This is a genomic window from Rhodovulum sp. ES.010 (assembly GCF_900142935.1).
In the GTDB taxonomy this organism is placed as follows: domain Bacteria; phylum Pseudomonadota; class Alphaproteobacteria; order Rhodobacterales; family Rhodobacteraceae; genus Rhodovulum.
This window is the reverse complement of record NZ_FSRS01000001.1, coordinates 673027-690660: the sequence shown is the minus strand read 5'-3', so window position 1 is coordinate 690660 and position 17634 is coordinate 673027. Positions and strand designations below refer to the sequence as shown.

General features: G+C 66.6%; 16 protein-coding genes. 9 read left to right on the top strand and 7 right to left on the bottom strand.

Annotated elements, in window-relative coordinates; all coding sequences use genetic code 11:
• Window positions 1-105: 105 nt before the first annotated feature.
• From BUR28_RS20685 to BUR28_RS03445, 4 genes are read left to right on the top strand one after another with little or no spacing between them, the layout of a single operon-like run.
• On the top strand, window positions 106-240 hold the full coding sequence (locus BUR28_RS20685; RefSeq protein ID WP_256370868.1) for a hypothetical protein: 135 nt from the start codon (window positions 106-108) through the stop codon (window positions 238-240).
• On the top strand, window positions 230-1759 hold the full coding sequence (locus BUR28_RS03455) for a hypothetical protein (RefSeq protein WP_074218852.1): 1530 nt from the start codon (window positions 230-232) through the stop codon (window positions 1757-1759). The genes BUR28_RS20685 and BUR28_RS03455 overlap by 11 nt, the downstream gene beginning before the upstream one ends.
• Window positions 1756-2688, top strand: coding sequence for a site-specific tyrosine recombinase XerD (locus tag BUR28_RS03450; protein WP_074218851.1), 933 nt, complete (start codon window positions 1756-1758; stop codon window positions 2686-2688). Before BUR28_RS03455 ends, BUR28_RS03450 begins: the two co-directional genes overlap by 4 nt.
• 54 nt (window positions 2689-2742) lie before the next feature.
• Entirely contained in the window at window positions 2743-4050 is a 1308-nt protein-coding gene (locus BUR28_RS03445; RefSeq protein ID WP_074218850.1) for an HlyC/CorC family transporter, read from the top strand.
• 83 nt (window positions 4051-4133) lie between these two features.
• Here the strand turns inward: BUR28_RS03445 and BUR28_RS03440 are convergent, their stop codons facing one another.
• On the bottom strand, window positions 4134-5666 hold the full coding sequence (locus tag BUR28_RS03440) for a helicase HerA-like domain-containing protein (RefSeq protein ID WP_074221496.1): 1533 nt from the start codon (window positions 5664-5666) through the stop codon (window positions 4134-4136).
• Window positions 5667-6054: 388 nt separating this feature from the next.
• Here BUR28_RS03440 and BUR28_RS03435 point away from each other — a divergent pair, with 388 nt between their 5' ends.
• On the top strand, window positions 6055-6687 hold the full coding sequence (locus tag BUR28_RS03435; protein WP_074218849.1) for an invasion associated locus B family protein: 633 nt from the start codon (window positions 6055-6057) through the stop codon (window positions 6685-6687).
• An 87-nt stretch (window positions 6688-6774) separates the two neighbouring features.
• Here BUR28_RS03435 and BUR28_RS03430 read toward each other — a convergent pair whose 3' ends face one another.
• The 4 genes from BUR28_RS03430 to BUR28_RS03415 are packed head-to-tail and all read right to left on the bottom strand — an operon-like array spanning window position 6775 to window position 11035.
• Window positions 6775-7983, bottom strand: coding sequence for a beta-ketoacyl-[acyl-carrier-protein] synthase family protein (locus BUR28_RS03430; protein ID WP_074218848.1), 1209 nt, complete (start codon window positions 7981-7983; stop codon window positions 6775-6777).
• Entirely contained in the window at window positions 7980-8246 is a 267-nt protein-coding gene (locus tag BUR28_RS03425; RefSeq protein ID WP_074218847.1) for an acyl carrier protein, read from the bottom strand. Before BUR28_RS03425 ends, BUR28_RS03430 begins: the two co-directional genes overlap by 4 nt.
• Window positions 8247-8279: 33 nt before the next feature.
• A complete protein-coding gene (gene lpxD, locus BUR28_RS03420; RefSeq protein ID WP_074218846.1) occupies window positions 8280-9371 on the bottom strand; it encodes a UDP-3-O-(3-hydroxymyristoyl)glucosamine N-acyltransferase in 1092 nt (363 codons plus the stop codon).
• A gap of 56 nt (window positions 9372-9427) precedes the next feature.
• Window positions 9428-11035 (bottom strand): L,D-transpeptidase family protein, encoded by a 1608-nt coding sequence (locus BUR28_RS03415; protein WP_175566883.1) that lies wholly within the window; start codon window positions 11033-11035, stop codon window positions 9428-9430.
• A 328-nt stretch (window positions 11036-11363) separates the two neighbouring features.
• Here BUR28_RS03415 and BUR28_RS03410 point away from each other — a divergent pair, with 328 nt between their 5' ends.
• On the top strand, window positions 11364-11930 hold the full coding sequence (locus tag BUR28_RS03410; protein WP_074218845.1) for a peptidoglycan L,D-endopeptidase MepK: 567 nt from the start codon (window positions 11364-11366) through the stop codon (window positions 11928-11930).
• Between the two features lie 68 nt (window positions 11931-11998).
• Here the strand turns inward: BUR28_RS03410 and BUR28_RS03405 are convergent, their stop codons facing one another.
• Together BUR28_RS03405 and BUR28_RS03400 are read right to left on the bottom strand one after the other, a co-directional pair.
• Window positions 11999-12718, bottom strand: a complete 720-nt coding sequence (locus BUR28_RS03405) for a cytochrome b/b6 domain-containing protein (RefSeq protein WP_083626420.1) — start codon at window positions 12716-12718, stop codon at window positions 11999-12001.
• Complete coding sequence (locus BUR28_RS03400) at window positions 12711-14357, bottom strand: tetrathionate reductase family octaheme c-type cytochrome (protein ID WP_074218844.1); 1647 nt, start codon at window positions 14355-14357, stop codon at window positions 12711-12713. Before BUR28_RS03400 ends, BUR28_RS03405 begins: the two co-directional genes overlap by 8 nt.
• Before the next feature lie 283 nt (window positions 14358-14640).
• On the opposite strand from BUR28_RS03400, the gene BUR28_RS03395 reads away from it, so the two are divergent.
• The 3 genes from BUR28_RS03395 to BUR28_RS03385 are packed head-to-tail and all read left to right on the top strand — an operon-like array spanning window position 14641 to window position 17557.
• Window positions 14641-15858: an NAD-dependent epimerase/dehydratase family protein gene (locus BUR28_RS03395; RefSeq protein ID WP_074218843.1), complete on the top strand. Its 1218-nt coding sequence runs from the start codon at window positions 14641-14643 to the stop codon at window positions 15856-15858.
• Complete coding sequence (locus BUR28_RS03390) at window positions 15855-16691, top strand: glycosyltransferase (protein WP_074218842.1); 837 nt, start codon at window positions 15855-15857, stop codon at window positions 16689-16691. The genes BUR28_RS03395 and BUR28_RS03390 overlap by 4 nt, the downstream gene beginning before the upstream one ends.
• Complete coding sequence (locus BUR28_RS03385) at window positions 16688-17557, top strand: NAD-dependent epimerase/dehydratase family protein (protein ID WP_074218841.1); 870 nt, start codon at window positions 16688-16690, stop codon at window positions 17555-17557. Before BUR28_RS03390 ends, BUR28_RS03385 begins: the two co-directional genes overlap by 4 nt.
• The last annotated feature ends 77 nt before the right edge of the window (window positions 17558-17634 follow it).

Genomic DNA, 17634 nt, shown 5'->3' with positions numbered 1-17634 from the left:
AAACTGCAGATTTTCGCCCCTCAATGGCGTGAACTCGCCGGGAATGCCAGTTATAATCGGTGAAAAGCCGGCAACGCGCAGGTTGACAGACAAGGGCAGGGCAGCATGTTTCGACTTCTCAAGGTCTTGGTTTTCCTCCTGATCATCGGTTTCGTCGGGCTCGTCGGATTCGCCTACCTCGGCGATCTGAGCCCCGACCAGGCCGACGTGACCCAGAGCCTCACCCTCGATGTCGATTAGGAGGACATCGCTTGCCGTTGCGGGACTCGCGGCGGCGCTCGCCGCGGAGGCTCGGGCGGAACGCCCGCTCTCGGCCATCGACTGGCTGTCGGACTCCGTCACCGCGCCATCGGTGCGCCCCGCCCCGCCCGCGTTGAGTCCAGCCCCCGAAACCGAGCCGATCTCGGTCGCGCCGCTCGGCCGCGTCGAACCGGATGCCGTCGGGCTGCTTCCTGCCGCGGTCGCGGGCCTGCCGCGCGATCTGTGGGGCCCCGGCGCCCCCGGCGCCATCGCCCGCGCGATCCGCGCCGAGCGGGTAGACACGCTGCCCGCGATACAGGAACTGATGCTGACGCTGCTACTGGCCGAGTTCGACGCGCCCGCGGGCAGCAATGGCGACGGCGCGCTGTTGCTGGCGCGGCTGGACAAGCTGCTCGATCTCGGCGCGCTGGAGGAGGCCCAGGCGCTGGTGGAGCGCGCCGGCCCCACCGATCCTGCGCTTTTCCGACGCTGGTTCGACATCTCGCTTCTGACGGGCCAGGAGGACAGGGCCTGCGCCGCGATGCGCGCCGCCCCGGGCATCGCACCGACCTTCCCGGCGCGTGTCTTCTGCCTTGCCCGCGGGGGCGACTGGAACGCCGCGGCGCTGACGCTGGAAACCGCACGCGCATTGGGTTTCGTCACCCAGGAAGAGGACGCGCTGCTCGCCCGATTCCTCGACGCAGAGTTGGCCGAGACCACACCCTCCCTCCCGCCGCCGTCGCGCCCTTCGCCGTTGGTCTTCCGCATGCGTGAGGCGATCGGCGAGCCGCTGCGCACGACCACCATGCCGCTCGCCTTCGCCTACGCCGACCTGCGTTCGACCGCCGGCTGGAGGGCACGCATCGAGGCGGCCGAACGGCTGGCGCGTACCGGCGCCCTGCCCCCCAATCGGCTGCTCGGCATCTGGACCGAGCGCAAGCCTGCCGCCTCTGGCGGCCTCTGGGACCGGGTCGGCGCGCTGCAAGCCTTCGACGTCGCTATTCTGGCAGGCAAGCGCGAGGCCGTGGCCGAAACACTATCGCCGGTCTGGGCCGCGATGGTCGCGGCTGAGTTGGAGGTACCCTTCGCCCGGCTTTACGGCGCGCGGCTTGCGCGGCTGAATATCGACGGCGAGGCGGGCGCCCTGGCCTTCGCGATCGGACTGCTCGGCGACGAATACGAAACCGTTGCCAAAGCGCGCGCACCCGCCTCAGCCAAGGAGGAATTCCTGATCGCGCTGGCGCTTGGCGCTCCCGGCGACATGACGGCGCCGAGCCCACTTGGCGCTGCGCTGAAGGACGGGTTCGCCGAGACCGCGCTGGACCCCGCCCGGACGCGGCTGCTGCGCGAGGGGCGGATCGGCGAGGCGATCCTCGCGGCCATCGACCTCATCACCGACGGCGCGCGGGGCGATATCGGCGATGTGACGCGCGCGCTGGTGCTGTTGCGCGCGGTCGGGCTGCACTCCGTCGCCAGGCAGAGCGCGCTGCAACTCATGCTGCTGGAGCGCCGCGGATGACGGACGCGGCGCGTTGGATATCCACCTTTCTGGAGGCGCAGGCCGCCGAGCAGGACGCCGCGGCCAACACCCAGCTGGCCTATGCGCGGGACCTGAAGGATTTCGCGGGCTGGCTGGACCGCGCAGGGTTGGACATCGAAAGCGCCTCGGAATCTGAGATCTCGGCCTATCTGGTGCGGTGCGAGGCCGCCGGGCTTGCGGCCTCGACCCGGGCCCGGCGGCTGTCGGCGATCCGGCAGCTGTTCCGTTTTGCCTATGAAGAAGGCTGGCGTGCCGACAATCCCGCCCTGCAGATACGCGGACCGGGCCGCGCGCGGCGGCTGCCAAAAACCCTCACCCATGAGGAGGTGGACCGGCTGCTGGACGCTGCCGGGGCCACGCCGCGCGAGGCGCTGCGCAACGTCTGCCTGGTGCAACTGCTCTACGCCACGGGCATGCGCGTCAGCGAGTTGGTCTCGCTGCCGGTGGCCGCAGCCCGAGGCGATCCGCGGATGCTGCTGATCCGCGGCAAGGGCGGCAAGGAACGCATGGTGCCGTTGTCGCCGCCGGCCCGCGAGGCGCTGGCGGCATGGCTGACGCATCGCGATGCGGCCGAAGCCTCCGCGCGCGAAAGGGGCGCCAACGCCAGCCGGTTCCTGTTTCCCTCACGCGGCAGGCTCGGCCACCTGACGCGCCACCGCTTCTACATGCTGATCAAGGAGCTGGCCGTCGCAGCCGGGATCGATCCGGGCAAGGTCACTCCGCATACCTTGCGCCACGCCTTCGCGACGCATCTCTTGGCGGGCGGAGCGGACTTGCGGTCGATCCAGACGCTCCTCGGCCATGCCGACGTGTCCACGACTGAGATCTATACCCATGTCCTCGACGAGCGGCTTCGCGCCCTTGTCCTGGCGCATCACCCGCTGGCCCGCAAAAGCGACACGTCTTGAACGGCGCGCGCCCCGCCCCCATAACCGGCACGACGCACTGAACCAGAGACACATATGGACAGCCCTGCCCCGTTGATCGACGCGGCCCTCTTTCTCACCGCCGGCTCCATCGCCGCCCTGCTTCTCCTTTCGGCCTTCTTCTCCGGCTCGGAAACCGCGCTTACGGCCGCGTCGCGCGGCAAGCTGCGCGCCCGCGCCGACCGCGGCGACAAGGGAGCAGAGACAGCGCTGGGGATCACCGAGGATAACGAGCGGCTGATCGGCTCGGTGCTTCTGGGCAACAACCTGGTCAACATCCTCGCCACCTCTCTGGCTACCGCGCTGTTCACACGGCTCTTCGGCGAGTCGGGCGTGGCGCTGGCCACGCTGGTGATGACGCTGCTGGTGCTGATCTTCGCGGAAGTGCTGCCCAAGACCTACGCGATCACCAATGCGGAAACCGCGGCGGCCCGCGTCTCGCCGCTGATCCGAGTGGTGGTTCTTGTGTTCTCGCCGGTTGTCTCGGCGGTGCGTGCACTGGTGCGGCAGATCCTTGCGCTGTTCGGGGTCAAGACCGATCCCGATAGCCATATCCTCGCAGTGCGCGAGGAGATCGCAGGCGCGCTGCAACTCGGCCATTCCGAAGGACTTGTCGAAAAGGAGGACCGTGACCGGATTCTCGGCGCGCTCGACCTCGGTGATCGGACGGTAGAGGAAATCATGCTGCACCGGTCCAAGATCGAGATGGTCGACGCCGATCTGCCGTCGGAGCAGATCCTGTCGCAATGCCTCGAAAGCGCCCATACGCGGCTGCCGCTGTTCCGGGGCGATCCCGAGAACATCGTCGGCGTGATCCACGCCAAGGACCTGCTTCGAGCCATGGACAAGCTGGTGCGCGGCCCTGATGCAAGCGCCCAGAAACTCGAGGACTTCCGTGTGCTCGACATCGCGATGAAGCCCTATTTCGTGCCCGAGACGACGACGCTGGACGACCAGATGCGCGAATTCCTGCGCCGGCATACCCATTTTGCGCTGGTCGTCGACGAGTACGGCGCGCTCAGGGGGCTGATCACCCTGGAGGATATCCTGGAAGAGATCGTGGGCGAGATCACCGACGAGTTCGATGTCGATGCCGAGCATCCCCTGCGCCGCACTGAGGACGGTGCCGTTCTGGTGGACGGGGCAATGACGATCCGGGACCTCAACCGGGCAACGGACTGGTCCTTGCCTGACGAGGAGGCGAACACGATCGCGGGGCTGGTGATCCACGAGGCCCAGTCGATCCCGACCCAGGGGCAGGTGTTCTCGTTCCACGGCTTCCGCTTCGAGGTACTGCAGCGCCAGGCCAACCGGATCACGCGCCTCAAGATTCGCCCGCTCTGAGGCAAGGGCGCACCCGTCTCCTCCGAGCTTGTACGGCGTCTGGCGGCTCCGGCGCGCGTAATTCGACCCAGAAGAAGCGCCGATCAGCGTCCCTTGAAAAGACCGCCGAGGATTCCCCGCACAAGACGCTTCCCGGTGGTGCCCGACAATTCCGCGATGAGCGCCTTGCCGAGGGCGTCGCCCAGCGTTTCCGCGCCCTGTTGGGGTCGCGCCGAAGTGCGGCCGCCGCGCGTGCCGGAATAGCGCCGCGCGCTGCGATACTCGCGCTCGGCGGCCTCAGCCGTCTCTGCGAGGCGCTCTGCCTCCCGCGCGGCGGCCTCGGCGCGGCGGGCGAGGATCTCGTGGGCGGAGTCGCGATCAAGCGGCCGGTCATACTTGCCTGCCATGGGCGAGGCCGAAGAAATTCCGCGCCGTGCGTCCGGCGCCAGCGGCCCGAGTTGCGAGGCGGGCGGCCGGATCAGCGTGCGCTGCGCCATGCCGGGCACGCCGTCCTCTTGGAGAAACGAAGTCACCGCCTCGCCGGTGCCGACCTCGCGGATCGCGGTCGCTATGTCGAATTCGGGGTTGTCGCGATAGGTTTCGGCGGCGCGCCCGAGCGCCCTTCGGTCGCGGGCGGTGAAGGCTCGCAGCGCGTGCTGGACCCGGTTGCCGAGTTGGCCGCGCACGTCCTCGGGTACATCGTCGGGGTTCTGGGTGATGAAGTAGACCCCGACCCCCTTGGACCGGATCAGGCGGGCGACCTGCTCAACCTTGTCGATCAGGACTTTCGGCGCGTCATCGAACAGAAGATGCGCCTCGTCGAAAAAGAAGACGAGGCGGGGCTTCGCCGGGTCGCCCACCTCGGGCAGGTTCTCGAAGAGTTCGGAAAGAAGCCACAATAGGAATGTGGCGTAGAGGCGCGGCGCGGCCATCAGTCTATCGGCGGCGAGAATGTTCACCTGGCCGCGCCTGTCCGGCCCCGCCCGCATCAGGTCGGCGAGATCGAGCGCGGGCTCGCCGAAGAGACGCGCGCCGCCCTGGTTTTCCAGCACCAGCAACCGGCGCTGGATCGCGCCGATCGAGGCCGGCGCCACGGTGCCATAGCGCAGCGCGAGCGCGCGCCGGTTCCGGCCGACCCAGGCCAGAAGCGCCCGCAGATCGGCGAGGTCCAGCAGCGGCAGCCCCTCCTCGTCGGCCACGCGGAAGGCGATGTTGACCACGCCTTCCTGCACCTCGTTGAGTTCGAGCAGGCGCGCCAGCAGCAGCGGCCCCATCTCCGCCAGGGTGGTCCGCACGGGATGGCCCTGCTCGCCGAAAAGATCCCAGAAGGTCACCGGAAAGGAGTCGTAGGTGTAGTCGGCGAAGCCGATCTTGCCGGCCCGGGCCATGAAAGCGTCGTGCAGCCGAAACGCGGCATGCCCCGGGGCGGCGAGCCCCGAGAGGTCGCCCTTCACGTCGGCGAGGAAGACCGGGACGCCGGCCGCGGAAAACCCCTCCGCCATGATCTGCAACGTGACCGTCTTGCCGGTGCCCGTCGCGCCGGCGACCAGCCCGTGACGGTTGGCCTGGTCGAGCCGGAGCCATTGCGGCGCCCCGTATTCCGGCCCCCTCCCCCCGATCAAGACGTCCGTTGGCACCTGCACACCCTCCCCGCGCACTCCCCTGGCCGAAACAATACTTATTTAACCAATTGATGCCAGTATCGAGCCATCTCGCCGACCGGGGGTATTGCCCGGGGCGGGTCTTCCTCCCTGATGGACTGGCCGCATCCTTGTGATGCGGCCTTTTTTTTGCGCCAGAGCCGCGTCGCTCAGGGGCGATTCATTGCCTGTTGACGCCTGTTAACAACTCGCTTAGCGTACCATCCATTATAAGGTCGGCCCGTCCGACAGGGAGAAGAAGACATGGAGAAAGGGCTGCTCTGCGGCCCTTTTTTCCGTTGCCGTCTTGGCCGGAGATTGCCCCCTGACAGTCGCCCCGCGGCATGGTAGAGCGGCGGCAACGCAGCAAAGAAAGGCAGGCATCATGCGTGAACTTCTCAGCCCCCTCGGTCTCGCCGCACTCCTCGCGTTTGCGCCACCGGCCCTCGCCCAGGACAGCGGCGAGGATGGCGCGACGACGCCCACGGAAGCGGAGACCACCGGTGAAACCGCGGGCACGGAAGATGCGGCGGCGGCACCGACGCAGACCGAAGCCGAGCAACCCCAGGCCTATGTGCGCGATACCTTCACGGACTGGCGGGTGATATGTGCACCGGTGGCCGACGGCCGCGAGGCCTGCACGATGCAGCAGCTGTTGCTTGATGCCAATGAAAACGCGGTCAGCAAGGTCAGCATCGCCGCCCTGCCCGACGCCGCCGCGCCGCGCGTTGCGGGTATCGAGATCGCGACCCCGCTGGAAACCCTGCTCAGCCGCGGGCTTCGCATCCAGATCGACGCCTCGGAGCCGTGGACCGTGCCCTTTACCTATTGCCGTCCCGACTCCTGCATCGCGCAGTTTTCGGTCGAGGGGCAGCAACTCGACGCCCTGAAAGCTGGCGCCGAGGCAGCAGTCGCGATCATCCCGCTGCGCGCGCCGGACCAGCCGCAGGAAGTGACGATGTCGCTCTCGGGCTTCACCGCCGCTTTCGAGTCTTTGCAAGAGATGTTGCCGCAGTAACGCGCCGGGGCCGCGTCGCCCGGCGTCGCGGTCCCGTTTGGCCGGAGAACCGGCGCCAAGAGTCCAAACGCAGATTCGTCGTGCCGGTCAGACCCGGCGCAGAGCCAGAACGGCGTTGAGTCCGCCGAAAGCAAAGGCGTTCGACAGCGCCACATCAACCCGCGCCTCGCGCGCCGCGTTCGGGACAACGTCTAGCGTGCATTCCGGATCGGACTCTTCATAGCCGATGGTGGGCGGGATCACACCGTCCTTCAGCGCCATGATGCAGGCCAGCAGCTCCACCGCCCCGGTGCCCCCGATCAGATGCCCATGCATCGACTTGGTGGACGAGATCATCAGAGCATCCGCATGCGGGCCGAACACATCGGCCACCGCTGCGCATTCGGTCTTGTCATTGGCCGCTGTGCCGGTGCCATGGGCATTGATATAGCCCACGTCCTCGGGCGCGAGGCCGGCATCGCGCAAAGCGCCGGCCATTGCCCTCGCCGCGCCCTGCTTTGACGGCATGACGATATCCGCAGCATCGGACGTCATCGCGAAGCCGACAACCTCGGCGAGAACTTCTGCGCCCCGGGCGCGGGCGTGTTCGTATTCTTCGAAGACAAAGATCGCTGCGCCCTCGCCCTGGACCATGCCGTTGCGGTTGGCGCTGAAAGGCCGGCAGGCGTCGCGCGACATCACGCGCAACCCCTCCCACGCTTTGATACCACCGAAGCACAGCATCGATTCCGACCCCCCGGTGACCATCACCGGGCTCGCCCCCGACCGAACAAGATGGAACGCCTGCCCCATCGCATGGTTCGACGAGGCACAGGCCGTCGCCACGGTGAAACTTGGGCCCCGCAGGTTGTAACCCATAGAGACATGGCTCGCCGCGGCGTTGTTCATCAACTTCGGCACGACGAAGGGATGCACCCGATTCTTCCCGTCCTCATAGACCGTGCGGTAATTCTCGTCCCAAGTGTTCACACCGCCGCCCGCGGTACCCAAGACAACCCCGGTCGAGTGCGAAAGCTCGCCGCAGAAGGTCAGACCGGACTGCGCGATCGCCTCTTTCGCCGCGAGCAGCGTGAACTGGGTAAACCGGTCATAGAGCGCGATCTGCTGGCGGTTGAAATGGTCCTCGGGCTGATAGCCCTTCACCTGCCCGCCGATGCGGATGGACAGCCGGTCGAGGTCGCGGATTTCCAATTCGCCGATGCCACAGCGCCCCTCGCGGAAGGCCGCAAGCGTTTCGGGCACGTTGTGGCCGAGCGCGTTGATCGTGCCCTGGCCGGTGATGACGACGCGTCTCATGCCTTCTGTTCGGCCACCAGCCCCTCGACGGCCCGGACAATGGCAGCGACTGAAGAGATGTCGAAATCGCTTTCGGTGGGCTCGTTGGCATTGAACGGAACCTGGATGTCGAACGCTTCTTCGATGGCGAAGATCGACTCCACGAGGCCGAGGCTGTCGATGCCGAGGTCCTCCAACGTGGAGTCCATCCGGACATCCGAGGGTTCGAGCACCGCCTGCTCAGCGATGATCTCGATCACCTTGTCCTTCACGCGGTCTGCCATTTGGTGCCTCTCTGCCTCTGCTCCTGCGTGGATTTAGTCGCTCCCGGAGAGCTTTGAAACCGCTTTTTGCAGCTCGGCGACCTGCGCGAAAAGCCGCGGCAGGCGACGGAGTCCCTTGTACGCCTCGACATGAGAGTCCATCCGCATCGCCGGGTAGCCCAGCAGGACGCGCCCCGACGGCGCGTTGGTGAAGATCTTGGTCGCGCCGCCCGCGATCACGTCGTCGCCGACCCGGATATTGTCGTTTACGCCCACCTGCCCGGCAAACACCACGCGGTCGCCTATCCGGGTGGACCCGGCGATGCCAACCTGCCCGCAGAGCAGGCAGTCGCGCCCGACCTCGACGTTGTGGCCGACATGGACGAGGTTGTCGAGCTTGGTGCCCGCCCCGATGGAAGTGTCGCGGATCGTGCCCCGGTCGATACAGACATTGGCGCCGATTTCCACGTCGTCCCCTATCGTTACGGCACCAAGAGAATGTATCCGCGTCCAACTCTGGTCCACCGCTTCGCCGCGGTCGCCCAAGGTCTCGCGCACGTTCTCGACGCCTGATTTCTCGGGCGTCACGAATGAGAATCCGTCCGCACCGACCACTGCACCGGGCTGTGCAATGAAGCGATCGCCGATCGTGACCCGTGCACAGATCTTGGCCCCGTGAAGGATCAGTGCGTCCGCACCGATGCGCGCCTGCTCGGCAATGACCGCATGGGCCGCCACCCGGGCCCGCGGGCCGATCACGGCGCACCGGCCGACAACCGCGAGAGGACCGATCGCTGCGCCTTCGCCGATCTCGGCGGTGGGGTCGACGACCGCCGAAGGATGGACGCCCGGCGCGATCTCGGGGCCTGGGTCCATCAGCCGCGTCAGCCCCGACATCGCGTAGCGCGGCCGCGGCACGAAGATCGCTGCATCCAGCCCGAGTGCGCGCCAGTCCGCGCCATTCCAAAGCACGGCCGCCCGCGCCCGGCCCTGCGCAAGCCCGTCGGCATATTTCGGATCCATGGCCAGCGCCAATGCGTCCGGGCCGGCCGCGGCGGGCTCCGACGCGCAGGTGATCCGCACGCCGCCCGCGCCCTCCAGCCGCGCGCCGAGCGCGGTCGCGATCTGTTCGACTGTGAACGCCATTGCGGCTCCCTGTGCGCGCGCGGGTCGCCCCGCGCGGTCGCTCTCGGGCGCCGGGTTTACCCCCGAACGGCGCCGAGCGCCACCCCGGCGGCCTCCAGCGCCCGGAAAATCGCCGAGTCGCGGCCATAGACGTCGCGGCGGTACTGCATCCGACCCTTCCGGTCGGTCACCGCGGTGCGATAGACTATGTGTACCGGCAATGGTTGCGCAAGGTCGACGCGCGTCTCGCGGCCGGTGGCCAGCTTCGACTGGAAAAACCCGACCGGGTCGTCAGTCTGCTCAGCGAGCAGCGCATAGGCGAAATCGAACGGATCGCTCAGCCGGACGCAGCCATGGCTGAAGGCGCGCACCTCGCGGTCGAACAACGATTTCGACGGTGTGTCATGGAGATAGATGTTGTAACGGTTGGGGAACATGAACTTCACCAGCCCCAACGCGTTGCGCGTCGATGGGGGCTGCTTGAGGTCGAAAGGGAAGTTGCGCGCGGTGTAGCGGCTGAAATCTACCGCGCCCCGGCTGACCACCCGGCCGCGCCCGTCGACAAGCTGCAGGTAGCTGTGTGCGTTGGGGTTGGCCTTCATCTTGGGCAGGTACTCCTTGACCGCGATGGAGCGAGGCACGTTCCAGGTGGGGTTGACCACCATGTGCTCCATCACGTCGGAGAACTCGGGCGTCCGGTGCGTGCTGAGGTTCTTGCCAACAACGGACCGGGTCTGGAACACGACCTCGCCCTCCTCGACGATACGGGCGTGAAAATCGGTGATATTGACCAGCACATGGCGGTTGCCGCGGTCGTCGCCCAGCCAGCGCTCGCGCTCCATCGCGACGAGGAGCGATTTCAGCCGCGCCTCGGGGGCGACATTGATCTCGTCGATCGTGTCGCGACCGGCAACGCCATCGGCCTCCAGGCCATGGTCGAGCTGGAACGCCTGCACCGCCTTCTGCAACGCGGCGTCGTATGTCGCGGCGGCGGAGCGCGCGAGATAGCCCATGGCGATCATGCGGTTGCGCAGCGCGACAACGCCGGCGCCGGAGGCGCCCGGCCGCAGCGCGCTCACGCGCAGTTCCGGCCCCCAGCCGCCCTCGGCGATCACCCGCTCGAGCCGCATCTTCTCGCGCAAAAGGCGGGCATATTCAGGGGTGCGCGGGGCGAGCGAATGCAGGTAGACGAGCGGGCTCTCGGCCGCCGCGAGGCCGGACAGAAGCTCCTGCGGGCTGCGTCGGCGCACCTCGCGCTTGATGTCGCCTATCACCCGGCCGGGCACCAGCACGCCCGAGCCCACGTCATGGGCATAGGCCAGGAACATGCGTGTGGCTTCGACATCGGCCAGGCCGATGTCGCGCAGGGTGCGCGCGCTGCGGAAGGTTGCGATCAACCGCTCCGGGTCGTGACGGGCGGCCGGAAGGCCGTGCTCCTCCGCCTGCGCCAGAACGGTCAGAAGCGCGCGGCGCCGGTCCGCGGCTGCCTCGGTCGTCCAGAAGGGGGCGTAGTCGCGCGCCCGATAGAAGGCCCCCACCGCGTCGTCTGGTGCGGCGGCTTCGGCAACGGCCTGCTTGAACGCGGTCAGCGCAGTCGCGGCACGCCCCGGCCCGACGCCGATCAGCCCCACAAGGATCGAGACGGCGCCGACCATAACGCCGCGTCGCAGATCGACAAAACGCATCAACCCTTTCCCCCGTCAAGCTTTCCGGTCGCGCCAACATCAACGATCCTCGGCAATTCCGTACTCCCTGTCCACACTGAAATATGCGTCTCCGCATGCAGTTTCGGGCCGCTGTTGCCGATATCCCGCGGGCGTCACCAATCGATGCTACATGCCGGATGTGAGCAAATTCTTGCCGGTTTTCGCGCGCGCGTCACCCTGCGGCGAATCGAGCCTTGGCCCATGCGGCCCAATATGTCATTACGATGGCAGTCACGGAGAGCCGTGCAGAGGCAAAAAACGCTGCGAAAACGCGGCATTGGCGAAACGTGGGGCGGGCTGAGACATCATGGACACGACCAAGACCGGCATGACGCGCCGTGGCCTTTTGGCCGCGTTCGCGGCAACCACCGTTGCGGCGGCACCGACATATTCCAACGCTTTCGGGCTGCTCCGGGGCGGGGGCGACATCCGGCGCATCCGGATGTATTCGGGGCGGACGGGTGAAAGCATCGACACGATCTACTGGATCGAGGGCAACTACATCCGCGAAGCTGTCGATGAGATCAACCACTTCATGCGCGACTGGCGCACGGACACCAAGATATCGATGGATCTGCGCAACATCGACATTATGGCCGCCGCGCACGGGCTGCTGGAGGTGAACGAGCCTTACATGCTGTTGTCGGGCTATCGCAGCCCGCAGACCAACGCCATGTTGAGGCGGCGCTCGAGCGGTGTGGCCAAGAACTCACGCCACATGAAGGGCGAGGCAGCCGACGTGCGGCTCAAGAGCCGGTCAGTCAGCCAGATGGCCCGCGCGGCCAGCGCCTGCAACGCAGGCGGCGTCGGGCGCTATTCCAGGTCGAACTTCGTACATATGGATTGCGGCCCGATACGCAGCTGGGGCCGCTGAGCCAGTCGCGACACGCGTGAAAAGGCACCCCGTGGGGCGCCTTTTCGCTTCGGCCCGGAACGGGCGTATCAGTCCACCAGCCGCCAGGTTTCGTGCCGTTCGAGATAGGCTTCCTGCTCGGGGGTCAGCGCGACCTTCTCGGTGCCCTTCACCATCGGCCGCACACCCTCTCGGAAGGAATGACCGATCGTGAGCAGGTAGATGTGCAGAATGACGAACCCGGCCACCACCCAGGCCACGGCGAGGTGCACGTTCGCAACGACCTCGAGCCAGAACGGCGCATTGGGCAGGGCTTCCCAGAAGTTGTAGGTCAGGTAGATCAGCCCCGTGCCCCAGACCAGCGGGAAGATCACCGTCTTGAGCGCCGCATAGGCCAGCGCCTGCAGCGGGTTCAACCGCTGGGCGAGGCTTTTCTGATAGGGATGATGCTCGCCCTTGAACACGCCGTAAGCGTAATAGCGCGCCACCGCCAGCAGCCCGAAGACCCGCGGCAGGAACACCTTGTAATTCCCCGTGGTGAACAGCCAGAAGGTGGCGAAGACCCAGAGCAACAGCAATGCCAGCGCGACGAGCGTGTGGAGCCGCACCGCGAGTTCGAAGCTGATGAGATGATGCACCCCGTTCATCGCGAGACCGGTGAACATCAGGATCACGATCGAGCCCGCCTGGGACCAGTGCCACAGGCGCTCGAATTTCGGGTAGATCAGCACCTCGCGCTCGTTGCAATCCGGGCAGGGCGTCAGGCCCCGCTCGAACGGCGCGGGAGGTTTCGGGGTCGACTCAGTCATGATGTCCTCCCTTGTCGCCGCGGGCGATCAGCCGGATCATCGTATGCACCAGCACGCCGCCGGCCATCGCGAAAAATATCAGCATGCCGGCGAGTGCGCCCCAGCTCGTGGGCGCAGAGCCGGGCATGTAAAACCCCGAAAGATTGGCCAGCCGGCCGTTCTCGGTATGGCATTCGCGGCAGTCGAGCGCGTTCTCGGCCGGGGCGACCATGTGGGTGATCGGCCAGTACATGTAGGTGTCTATGAAGCCGTATTCGCCGGAATACTCCATGCCCGCGGCTTCCATCCCCGCCTCGATCGCCTTGCCCCAGTCGAAATTCGTCCAGTAGGCTGTGTCGGTCGTCGGACCCCAGACATTGGAATAGACGAGATGGTCGAGTTGCGAGTCATAGGCTTGCCGCCCCTCCATCCGCTTGAACGGCCAGATCCGCGACCGCCCGTCGTCGGGGCCGCCCGCGATCCGGTTGATCTCGACAATGCCGGAGGGGTCGATGGTCTGGTCGGCGGTGGTGTAGTTCACCTGTCCGTTGAACCAAGCGTAATGCGGCACGACGTTCTCGCCGTATTCGAAATCGCCCTTGGTGGCGAGATACGTGTGCAATTCCTTGCCGTCGCCCTGTGTGTACTCGCTCATGTGCAGCGGATGGCCCTCGGCATCCATCTTGCCGGCAGTCGACCAGTCCCAGCGGGTCTTGGTGGCGACGCCGCCGCGGGCGAAGCTGGGGATGTGGCAGGTCTGGCAGGCGATCCGGTCGACATGGTCGTTGAGCTTGAGGCCGGTCACCGAGAGCGCGTCATGCGGCGCGGTGCCGTGGCAGCTTTCGCAGGTGGCGACATCCTGCCGGATCATGCCGGGCTTGCCCACGCCCTCGGGGTCTGTCGCGTGCACGTTGTAGCGCGAGCCCGCGAAGACGTGCTTGTCGGAATGATGGCAGGTCGCACAGGTGAAGCCCTCGCCCTCGGACGACATGTGCACGTCAACCGCGCGGCTGGGATCATACAGCGCAGAGGACAAGTCCCCGTGCTTCACGTTGTCCCCGCCCCCGCCGTAGAAATGGCACGATCCGCAATTCTCGCGCGCCGGCTGGCCGACGCTTTGCGCGGCCTTCTTGAGATCGACGGCCCAGGCCTCGGCGCCCGTGATCGTCTTGCCCCGGGCCTCCAGCGGCGGATGCCCCGCCCCGGTCGCCAGTTTCGTGTACTCACCCGAGGTGTCGTGGCAGACGAGGCAATCGACCTGCACGGTCTCGTCCGGGGGCGGCGCGCTCATGTCCTCCCAGCCATAGCCGACATGGCAGGAGGTGCAGCGCGGCTCGTTCGAGGCGACCGTGCCGCAGAACGAATTGACCACATGGCGCTTGCCCAGGGTCTGCCCGGTCGTCGGGCTCTCGAACTCCCATTTCCAGTGGATCGAGTGCTTGACCTGGGTCGCGGCCTCGGTGTGGCACGACAGGCAGGCCTCGGTCACCTCCGGACCCGAGGCAAAATCCTTCTGCAATTCCTCAAGCTTGGAATGGTCCGTGGTGCTTTCGGAAATCTGCGGCGCACCCTCCTGGGCCGCGATCTCGCCGGGCATCAGCGCCACCGCGAGACCCAGCCCGAGCGCCAGCGCCGCCGCTCGCCTCCACCAGTCGCGCATGTATTGTCCCTCCCGCCGCGCGGGGTCCGCACGGCCTCCTGTATTCAAAGGTATACATACATAATAAGATGAGTCGTTAAAATATCTTACAACGGTTTTAAGCCGGGTCACTCCGTCGCAGGGGGGCGCGGGGTGGAAAACCGCCCGCATTTATGGGCAAGATGCCACCTGTGGAGGCCGTGACACAAAACTTTCAAATGACATGCGCGCGAGCCTTCCGCTAACGCACGCGCCAAAGGGCGCGACGGCCGCGCCCGTCCATGGACCCCGAAAGGAGAAGTCGATGAAGATTGCAGTTCTCGGAGGCGACGGTTTCTGCGGCTGGCCCACCTCGCTGCACCTGTCCAACCTCGGACACGAGGTCCACATTATCGACAACCTTTCGCGCCGCTGGATCGACACGGAACTGGGCGTGCAATCGCTGACCCCGATGGACTCGATCCAGGAACGCTGCCGCATCTGGAAAGAGGTCGCGGGCGAGCAGATCCATTTCCACCTGATCGATCTGGCCAAGGAATACTACCGCCTGCGGGACTGGCTCGCCGAAGAGCGACCCGACGCCATCGTCCATTTCGCCGAGCAGCGCGCCGCGCCCTATTCGATGATCTCGGAAAGGCACAAGATCTACACCGTCGACAATAACATCAACGCGACGCACAACCTGCTGGTCGCGATGGTCGAAACCGGCGTCGACGCGCACCTGGTGCATCTGGGCACGATGGGCGTCTACGGCTACTCGACGATCGGCGCCCCGATCCCCGAGGGCTACCTCGACGTCTCCCTCGACACGCCGAACGGGCCGAAGGGGATGGACATCCTTTATCCGACGAAGCCCGGCTCGGTCTATCACATGACCAAGTCGCTCGATCAGATCCTGTTCCAGTTCTACGCCCAGAACGACGGGTTGCGTATCACCGACCTGCACCAAGGCATCGTCTGGGGCACCAATACCGACCAGACCAACCGTCACCCGCAACTGGTGAACCGCTTCGACTACGACGGGGATTACGGCACGGTCCTGAACCGCTTCCTTGCCCAAGCCGCCATCGACTATCCGCTGACCGTGCACGGCACCGGCGGCCAGACCCGCGCCTTCATCCACATCCAGGACACGGTGCGCTGCATCGAACTGGCGCTGAAGGACGCGCCCGAGGCCGGGGATCGCGTAAAGATCTTCAACCAGATGACCGAGACCCACCGGGTGCGCGACCTCGCCGAACTCGTTGCGAAGATGACTGGCGCCAAGATCGCCTATCTGCCGAACCCGCGGAAGGAAGCGGCCGAGAACGAGTTGGTGGTCAAGAACGACCATTTCCTGGAGCTCGGCCTGAACCCGGTCACGCTGGAAGAGGGTCTTCTGGAAGAGGTGGTGGAGGTGGCGCGGAAGTTCGCCCACCGGGTGGATCGGACGCGCGTGCCCTGTGTGTCGGCCTGGACCAAGGATATCGGCACCCGCGTCGTTCATGACGTCGAGGGCAAACAGCTCAAATCCGTCTCATGACCGATGGGCTGAGGCCCGCTGCCCCGGCGGGCGGGCCTTTCGCCTATGTCACGCTGGTCACCAATGCGGATTTCGCGTTGGGGGCCGCGGCGTTGTTGCGCTCGTTGCGGGCGACCGGCACGCGCGCCGACCTTTGCGTGATGCATACCGGCGGCGTGGCAGACGCAGCGCTGGCGCCTTTGCGCGACCACGGCGCGCGGCTGGTCGAGACCGACCTCCTGCCCACCTCGGACGCGTTCAACACGGCCCACGCCAAGGATCGCATCCACGGCATTGCCCCCTTCACCAAGGGGGATAAGCCGGCGTTTCACACGCCGCTCGACAATTTCTGCAAGCTGCGTCTCTGGCAACTCGACTACGAGCGCGTGGTGTTCCTCGACGCCGACACGCTGGTTCTTCAGAACATCGACCGGCTGTTCGAGTATCCCGAATTCTGCGCTGCGCCCAATGTCTACGAGAGCCTCGCCGATTTTCACCGGATGAACTCGGGCGTCTTCACCGCGCGGCCCGCCCCGGTCACCTTCGACGCCATGCTCGCGCGACTGGACGCGCCGGGGGCATTCTGGCGGCGGACCGACCAGACCTTCCTGCAGGACTTCTTTCCCGACTGGCACGGGCTGCCGGTCTTCGACAACATGCTGCAATATGTCTGGTTCAACCTGCCCGAACTGTGGAACTGGCGCGAGATCCGCGTTCTCCATTTCCAGTATGAGAAACCTTGGCAGGACCACGCCAAGGCGGACCGTCTGCGGCCCCTGATCGACCTCTGGCGCGCCTACGCCAAGGGCGAGGACGTCCCCGCCCCGGCCACCCTGCCCGGCCCCACATCATGAGCGTTGCCGTGACCGGCGCGACCGGGTTCGTCGGCCGCTTCTTCGTGGAAGAGGCGCTGGCCGCGGGCGAGCGCGTCACTGTGCTGACGCGCCAACCGCCGCCGCCGGGGTTCTTTTCAGACCCTGTCTCCCATTCCCCCTATGCTCTGGGCGACCGGCCCGACCTCTCGGGCTACGACGCGGTGGTCCACTGTGCTTTCGCCCATGTCCCCGGCCGCTATCGCGGCGGCGAAGGCGATGATCCGGAGGGCTTCGTGCGGGCCAATCTCGACGGCTCGCTGGCCCTGTTCGAGGCGGCGCGGGCGGCGGGCGTGGGCCATGTCCTGCTTCTGTCCTCCCGGGCCGTTTACGGTGCCTACCCGCCCGGAACGCCCCTGTCTGAAGAGATGGCGCTGAGGCCCGACACGCTCTATGGCGAGGTGAAGGCCCTTGCCGAGGACGCGCTGTTCGCGATGGCGTCGCCAAGCCTGGTCCCCGTGTCGCTCCGCGCGACGGGCGTCTACGGGCCGGCCGGCCCTGGGCAACGCCACAAATGGGCCGATCTCTTCGACGCGTTCCGGGCCGGCAGGTCGATCGCCCCGCGCCGCGGCACGGAACTGCACGGGCAGGACCTCGCGACCGCGGCCCGCCTGATCCGCGAGGTCCCGGCCGAAACCTGCGCTGGCCGCGCCTTCAACCTGTCGGATTTCCTGCTAGACTATCGCGCGTTGCTCGCGTTCGTCGCCCGCGCCGAGGGCATCTCTCATCCCCTGCCGCCGGAGAGCGATACCCCGGTCAGCGTGATGCGCACCCGAGCGATTTCCGCGCTCGGCTGGCGCCCGGGCGGGCGGGCGCTGCTTGAGGCCACGCTTCCGCACCTCCTCTGACCTTCGCCTTGCCCGTGCGCCAGTTCAGGCGCGCGCCTGAACTTGGCAAGGCTCGTCGACCGCTTTGCCGGTCGTGC